Below are 7326 nucleotides of genomic sequence, written 5' to 3' on the forward strand. Positions count from 1 at the left end.
ACTATGTTTAGAACACGCAGACTAAGAAAAACAGAAAATATCCGTCGTTTAGTTAGAGAAAACAAACTATCGGTTGATGATTTTGTATATCCATTATTTATTGAAGAAGGAACAGGTATCGAAACTGAAATTCCTTCAATGCCAGGAATCTATCGCTATTCGTTAGATACCATTTCTAAAGAATTAGATGAGGTTGTAGCATTAAAAATTCCAGCGGTTTTGTTATTTGGAATTCCATCTAAAAAAGATGATGAAGGTACCGAAACATGGAATGATAACGGAATTATGCAACAAGCTATCCGATTCATTAAAAAGAATTATCCGAGTTTATATGTAATTACCGATGTATGTTTTTGTGAATATACCTCACATGGTCACTGTGGTGTAATACACGATAATGATGTAGATAACGATGCTACTCTAGTAAATTTAGCAAAGCAAACAGTATCACATGCAAAGGCAGGAGCAGATATGGTAGCGCCATCTGGAATGATGGACGGAGCTATAGCAATGATGCGTGAAGCATTAGATAATACAGGTTTTGCAAACTTACCAATCATGGGATATTCAGTAAAATACGCTTCAGGATTTTACGGACCTTTCAGAGAAGCGGTAGATTCAGCACCATCATTTGGAGATAGAAGAACCTATCAAATGGATCCTTCTAACAGAGATGAAGGTTTACGTGAAGCAACTTTTGATGATGAAGAAGGAGCAGATATTTTAATGGTAAAACCAGCTTTATCGTATTTAGATATCATCAGAGATTTAAAAAATAATTTTGATAGACCTATTGCTTGCTATAATGTAAGTGGAGAATATTCAATGATAAAAGCAGCAGCTGAAAAAGGTTGGATTGATGGTGAAAAAGTAATGATGGAAAGCTTATTGTCTATGAAAAGAGCAGGGGCAGACATCATCATTACCTACTTTGCTAAAGAAGCAGCAAGAGTTTTAAATAAATAGCTATTAGTTATTTGCTGTTGGCAATTTGCTAATAGCTAAAAGCCAATAGTCAAAAGCTAAATAAAATGTTCAAAAAATCACAAGAATTATATAACAAAGGGTTAGTAAACCTAGTAGGAGCGGTAAATTCACCAGTACGTGCATTTGCATCCGTAGGAGGGAACCCTTTATTCATAAAAAAAGCGAAAGGAAGTAAAATTATCGACGTTGATGATAATTCGTATATCGATTTAGTATTGTCATACGGTCCAATGATTTTAGGCCACCGTAATAAAAAGGTAGAAAAAGCTGTAAAAAAAGCGTTAAAAAACGGATACTCTTTTGGGGCATCAACAAAAGGTGAAATAAAACTAGCTAAAATTGTTTGTGATGCTTTCCCTGGAATGGATAAAGTACGTTTTGTAAATTCTGGTACAGAGGCGGTATTAAGCGGAATTCGTTTAGCGAGAGCGTATACAGGAAAAGATAAAATCATCAAGTTTGCTGGTTGTTATCACGGTCATCAAGATGCCTTATTAGTGGCTGCAGGTTCTGGTTTAGCGACCTTGAGTTTACCAGGAAGTAAAGGAGTGCCAGAAGGAGCTGTAAAAAATACGTTGATAGCGAATTATAACGATTTAGAAAGTGTAAAAGCACATTTTGAAGCGCACGATGATATAGCTGGAGTTATTTTAGAACCTATTGCAGGAAATATGGGGGTAGTAACCCCTCAAAACGATTTCTTAAAAGAGTTAAAAGAGTATGTAAACTCGAAAGGAGCTTTATTAATTGTTGATGAGGTTATGACAGGTTTCCGTTCTAAATTTGGAGGAGCTCAAGAAGTGTTAGGTGTAGAAGCAGATATTACTTGTTTAGGAAAAGTAATTGGTGGAGGTTTCCCAGTAGGAGCTTATGGTGCTCGTAATGAAATTATGGAAATGGTGGCACCGTTAGGAGGAATGTATCAAGCAGGAACTTTATCAGGAAATCCAATTGCAATGGCAGCAGGAATTTCAACCTTAACAGAGTTAAAGAAACAAAATCCGTATGAAAAGTTCAATGAGATTGCTCAAATTATAGAGGTGTTTTTGTTAGAGTCAGCTAAAAAATACGGAGTAGAAATCACGGTTAATCGATTTGGTTCGATGATTAATCCATTTTTCACGAATAAGAAAGTAACCAATTTTGAAGATGCACAAACTTCAGATACAAAGAAGTATGCTACTTTTTTTTGGGAAATGACTAAAAACGGAGTGTTTTTACCTCCAAGCCAGTTTGAAGCATGGTTCTTGTCTTCAGCATTAACTGAAAAAGATATTCAAAAGATTGCAAGTGCCATTGATAAGTCGATGGAAGCAGTAGGGAAAGTTAGTTAAAAGTTAAAAGTAATAAAGTTGCAAAGTAAACTTTTAAACCTTTAACTTTTCAACTTTTCAACAATGAATTATGATAAAAAACGATTTATTTTTAAGAGCGTTAAAAGGAGAAACTGTCGATCGTCCACCAGTATGGATGATGCGTCAAGCAGGAAGATATTTACCAGAATTTATGGAATTACGTGAAAAGTACGATTTCTTTACACGTTGTAAAACTCCTGAATTAGCTTCTGAAATAACAGTACAACCTATCCGTAGATATGGAATGGATGCTGCTATTTTGTTTTCAGACATTTTAGTAATTCCACAGGCAATGAATATTGAAGTGGAAATGAAGCCAAATTTTGGACCATATTTACCAAACCCAGTTAGAGATAGAAAAGGGTTAGATAATGTAATTATTCCTGATATTCATGAAGAGTTAGGTTATGTAATGGATGCTATTAAAGCAACCAAAGAAAAACTAAATGATGAGATTCCATTAATTGGTTTTGCAGGTTCTCCTTGGACGATTTTATGTTACGTTGTACAAGGGCAAGGATCTAAAAATTTTGATAAAGCAAAAGAATTTTGTTTTACGCAACCGGTTTTGGCACACGAATTGCTTCAGAAGATAACCGATACCACTATTGCGTATTTAAAAGAAAAAGTAAAAGCAGGTGTAAATGCTGTACAAGTTTTTGATTCTTGGGGAGGAATGTTATCTCCAACCGACTATCAAGAATTTTCATGGCAGTACATCAATCAAATAATAGAAGCATTAAAAGATGATGCTCCAGTTATCGCTTTTGGTAAAGGATGTTGGTTTGCCTTACATGAAATGGCACAATCAAATGCATCAGCCTTGGGAGTAGATTGGACATGTTCAGCAAGAAATGCACGTTATTTAACAGGAGGTAATATTACCTTACAAGGTAACTTTGACCCTTCAAGATTGTTGTCTCCACCAGCTGAAATAAAAAAGATGGTACACCAAATGATTAATGAGTTTGGTAAAGACAAATATATTGTTAACTTGGGGCACGGAATTTTACCCAACATTCCGCTAGAAAATGCTAAGGCGTTTATTGATGCGGTTAAGGAGTATAAGGCCGATAGATAACCCCCTTTAAATAATTAAAAATGAAGAACTTATTTTTTGTTTTGATGTGTTTTTTAACTACTGTTAGTTTCGCTCAAAATAAAACGTATTACAATTTTGCTGTAAATAATTGTGTAGAAGAAAGTACCGAAGGTTTGATTGATAAGTGCATTAAAGGCTCTTTTTTGTTAAATTATAACTTTACTACAATGGATAGCAAAACGGTAAGTACAGACAAAATTAACAAGCCAATTGTACTTATAGCTAACGCTACTTGGTCAGCTCCTAGTTGGGGAGATGTACCTGCCTTAAATGCTATGGTTGAAAAATATAATAACCAATTAGAGTTTATTATGATTTTTTGGGATAAGGAAGCTAAGGTTAAAAGAATGGCTGAGAAGTTAGATAAAAGAGTAAAATTAGTACCTGCCAGAGATATAGATAAAGTTGAAAAAGGATATTTAGACATCAGTGGGTTTGTTCATAGATTAGATTATCCTACAGTATACTTAATTAACAAAGAGAAGCAATTTGTTAATGTAAAAAGAGGTGCTGCTACGCCAACAAAAGAAGTTGGTTGGGATAAAGTAAACGAAATTAATACTAAGAATTTCGAAGACTTTTTAGCACCAATTTTAAAGTAGTTGAAATAACAATATTTTTTAAACCTCTTTCCTAATCGAAAGAGGTTTTTTATTTTCACACAAAAAAAGAAATGATACAAAATATTGTAAAAGGAATTCAAGCATACTTCGGAGCGTTCGGACTAATATCTAAATTAAAGCTATGGAAATATTTCATCATACCAATGTTTATAAGCTTATTAACAGCAACATTTGTAGGTTTCATGGCTTATACTTTTTCTGATAATATAGGTCATTATGTAGCTAATTTTTGGAAATGGGAATTTGGTAAACAAACCTTTGAGGTAATTAGCACTTTTATAAGTGGATTGATAATAGTCGTAATAGGATTGATATTGTATAAACACATCGTAATGGCATTATCAGCTCCTTTTATGAGTCCAGTTTCAGAAAAAATAGAAGATTATCTTAGAGGTGAAGATCATACTCATAGAATAACTTCTTTTCAAGAACAATTAATTAGAGGTATACGAATTAACCTAAGAAATTTAACAAGAGAATTGTTATTAACCATTCCTATCCTATTATTAGGGTTCATTCCTGTTATAGGTATTATTTCAACCGTATTATTGTTTTTAATGCAAGCCTATTATGCAGGTTTTGGTAATATGGATTATACGCTAGAACGTCATTTTAAATACAGAGAAAGTATCAATTTTGTAAAACAAAATAAAGGATTAGCAATAGGAAACGGAATAGTATTCATGCTTTTTTTATTAATCCCTATAATCGGAGTCATCCTTGTATTACCATTATCAGTTACAGCAGCTACTACTGAAACTATTAAGAAAATACAGCTTAAAAAATTACCAGAATAAGTACTTTTGCACTTCAATAGAAATTAAGATGAAAGAACAATTTTACGCCTATATCCAACAATTACAAGATACAATAACTTTAAAATTAGAAGAAGTAGATGGTAAAGCGAAGTTTCAAGAAGACTTATGGGATCGTGCTGAAGGTGGTGGAGGTAGAACTCGTGTGATTGAAAATGGAGACATTTTTGAAAAAGGAGGCGTAAATATTTCAGCAGTACATGGTGAATTACCAGAGGTGTTAAGAAAGCAGTTTGGAGTAGAAAGTGGAGATTTCTTTGCTTGTGGATTGAGTTTAGTAATTCATCCTAAAAATCCGTTTGTACCTACAGTACATGCCAACTGGCGTTATTTTGAAATGTATGATGGAGAAGGAAATATTGTTACTCAATGGTTTGGAGGCGGACAAGATTTAACTCCGTATTATTTATTTGAAGAAGATGCAGTACATTTTCATTCAGTTTGTAAAGAAGCCTGTGATAAACACCATTCTGATTTTTATCCGAAGTATAAAGAAACCTGTGATAGCTACTTTTGGAATGCGCACAGAAATGAAGCCCGTGGTTTAGGAGGTTTGTTCTTTGACTATTTAAAAGAAACAGAAGAATTTTCAATTCAGGATCGATATAATTTTGTTACTGAAGTAGGAAACAGCTTTTTAAACTCGTATGTACCTATTGTAGAGAGAAGAAAAGACATACAGTATACCCAAGAGCATAAAGATTGGCAAGAAGTTCGTCGTGGTCGTTATGTAGAGTTTAATTTGGTACACGATAGAGGAACGTTATTTGGATTGAAAACTAACGGACGTATTGAAAGTATTTTAATGAGTTTGCCACCTACGGTACAATGGAAATACAATCATCATCCAGAAGAAGGTTCAGAAGAAGCGAAATTATTAGAGGTATTAGCAAAACCTAAAAATTGGGTATAGCATTACGAAAAGCATAATTTTAAGACTGAAAATCAATATTTAAAAATGGTAAATGTTGTTTTTAGTCTTTTTTTTTGAAAATAATTCAAAAATAAAAATTATATAAAATGATTTTTTCATTGTTAAAATGATGAAAAATCATTGCTTTTTAGTAACTTCGCAAGCGTTAAAAATATACACACTATGGCTAGATACGAATTGAAGTTGCCTAAAATGGGCGAAAGTGTTGCAGAAGCAACGATTACTTCTTGGGTAAAAGAAGTTGGAGAAACTATTGATATAGATGATACCGTTGTTGAAGTAGCTACTGATAAAGTAGATAGTGAAGTACCTAGTGAAGTTGAAGGAACCTTAGTTGAAATCTTATTTGAAAAAGATGCTGTTGTGCAGGTAGGGCAAACAATTGCTATTATCGAAACAGAAGGTGGAGAGGGAGCAGCTACAAAAGCTCCAAAGAAAGAAGAAGCACAACCAGCGGCTGTTGAAGCAGTAGAAAAAACAGTTGAAGTAGCAAAAGAAACCGTTGCCACATCAATTGATACTTCTTCTAGCGATCGTTTTTACTCACCATTAGTAAAAAGTATTGCACAAACAGAAGGAATTTCTGTTGAAGAATTAGACTCTATTTCAGGAACAGGAAAAGAAGGAAGAGTTACTAAGAATGATATTTTATCATATTTAGAAAATAGAGGAAGTCAACCAAAAGTAGCTGAAAAGCCTGCTGCAGCTCCAGCAAAAGCAGCTCCAGCTGAAAAAGTAGTGTCAACACCTATTACCTTAGGAGGGCAAGATCAAGTAATTGAAATGAGCCGTATGGGTAAATTGATTTCCAAGCACATGGTTGATTCAATACAAACATCGGCGCATGTTCAGTCTTTCATAGAAATTGATGTTACCAATATTGTAAACTGGAGGAATAAAGTTAAAGACGCTTACTTTAAGAGAGAAGGAGAGAAGTTAACCTTTACTCCAATCTTTATGCAAGCTGTAGCGCAAACGATTAAAAAGCACCCATTAATTAATATTTCTGTTGATGGAGATAAAATCATCCAAAGAGGAAATGTAAACTTAGGAATGGCTGCTGCTTTACCTGATGGGAATTTAATTGTTCCTGTAATTAAAAATGCAGATCAATTAAGTTTAGTGGGAATGACTAAGCAAGTAAATGATTTAGCAAACAGATCGAGAGCTAATAAATTAAAGCCAGACGAAATTCAAGGAGGAACTTATACGGTAACAAACGTGGGAAGTTTTGGTTCAATTATGGGAACTCCAATTATCAACCAACCACAAGTGGCAATTTTAGCTTTAGGAGCTATTAGAAAAATGCCTTCAGTTGTTGAAACTCCAGAAGGAGATTTCATCGGAATCCGTCATAAAATGATTGTATCTCATTCATACGATCACAGAGTAGTAAACGGAGCCTTAGGTGGTATGTTTATCAAAACATTTAAAGAAATTTTAGAGTCTTGGAATGTTGACCAAGATTTTTAATAAAAGTATAGAAATAAAAAAGCTCACTGAAAAGTGA

At 33.8% G+C, this 7326-nt stretch carries 7 protein-coding genes; all 7 read left to right on the top strand.

Going from position 1 to position 7326, the window contains the following annotated elements:
- The first annotated feature begins 3 nt into the window (after positions 1 to 3).
- The 7 genes from hemB (at position 4) to OU788_RS04170 (ending at position 7289) form a co-directional block, all read left to right on the top strand.
- Positions 4 to 966 carry a porphobilinogen synthase gene (hemB, locus tag OU788_RS04140; protein WP_274633986.1) on the top strand — a complete coding sequence of 321 codons (963 nt, stop codon included), beginning with the start codon at positions 4 to 6 and terminating at the stop codon, positions 964 to 966.
- 65 nt (positions 967 to 1031) lie between these two features.
- Positions 1032 to 2321: a glutamate-1-semialdehyde 2,1-aminomutase gene (gene hemL, locus OU788_RS04145; protein ID WP_274633987.1), complete on the top strand. Its 1290-nt coding sequence runs from the start codon at positions 1032 to 1034 to the stop codon at positions 2319 to 2321.
- A gap of 70 nt (positions 2322 to 2391) precedes the next feature.
- Positions 2392 to 3423, top strand: a complete 1032-nt coding sequence (gene hemE, locus OU788_RS04150) for a uroporphyrinogen decarboxylase (RefSeq protein ID WP_274633988.1) — start codon at positions 2392 to 2394, stop codon at positions 3421 to 3423.
- Positions 3424 to 3443: 20 nt separating this feature from the next.
- A complete protein-coding gene (locus tag OU788_RS04155; RefSeq protein ID WP_274633989.1) occupies positions 3444 to 4046 on the top strand; it encodes a TlpA family protein disulfide reductase in 603 nt (200 codons plus the stop codon).
- A gap of 71 nt (positions 4047 to 4117) precedes the next feature.
- Positions 4118 to 4864 (top strand): EI24 domain-containing protein, encoded by a 747-nt coding sequence (locus OU788_RS04160; protein ID WP_274633990.1) that lies wholly within the window; start codon positions 4118 to 4120, stop codon positions 4862 to 4864.
- A 28-nt stretch (positions 4865 to 4892) separates the two neighbouring features.
- Positions 4893 to 5795, top strand: coding sequence for an oxygen-dependent coproporphyrinogen oxidase (hemF, locus tag OU788_RS04165; RefSeq protein WP_274633991.1), 903 nt, complete (start codon positions 4893 to 4895; stop codon positions 5793 to 5795).
- A gap of 183 nt (positions 5796 to 5978) precedes the next feature.
- Positions 5979 to 7289 (top strand): dihydrolipoamide acetyltransferase family protein, encoded by a 1311-nt coding sequence (locus OU788_RS04170; RefSeq protein WP_274633992.1) that lies wholly within the window; start codon positions 5979 to 5981, stop codon positions 7287 to 7289.
- The last annotated feature ends 37 nt before the right edge of the window (positions 7290 to 7326 follow it).

This window comes from Tenacibaculum sp. L6 (assembly GCF_028823685.1).
GTDB lineage: Bacteria > Bacteroidota > Bacteroidia > Flavobacteriales > Flavobacteriaceae > Polaribacter.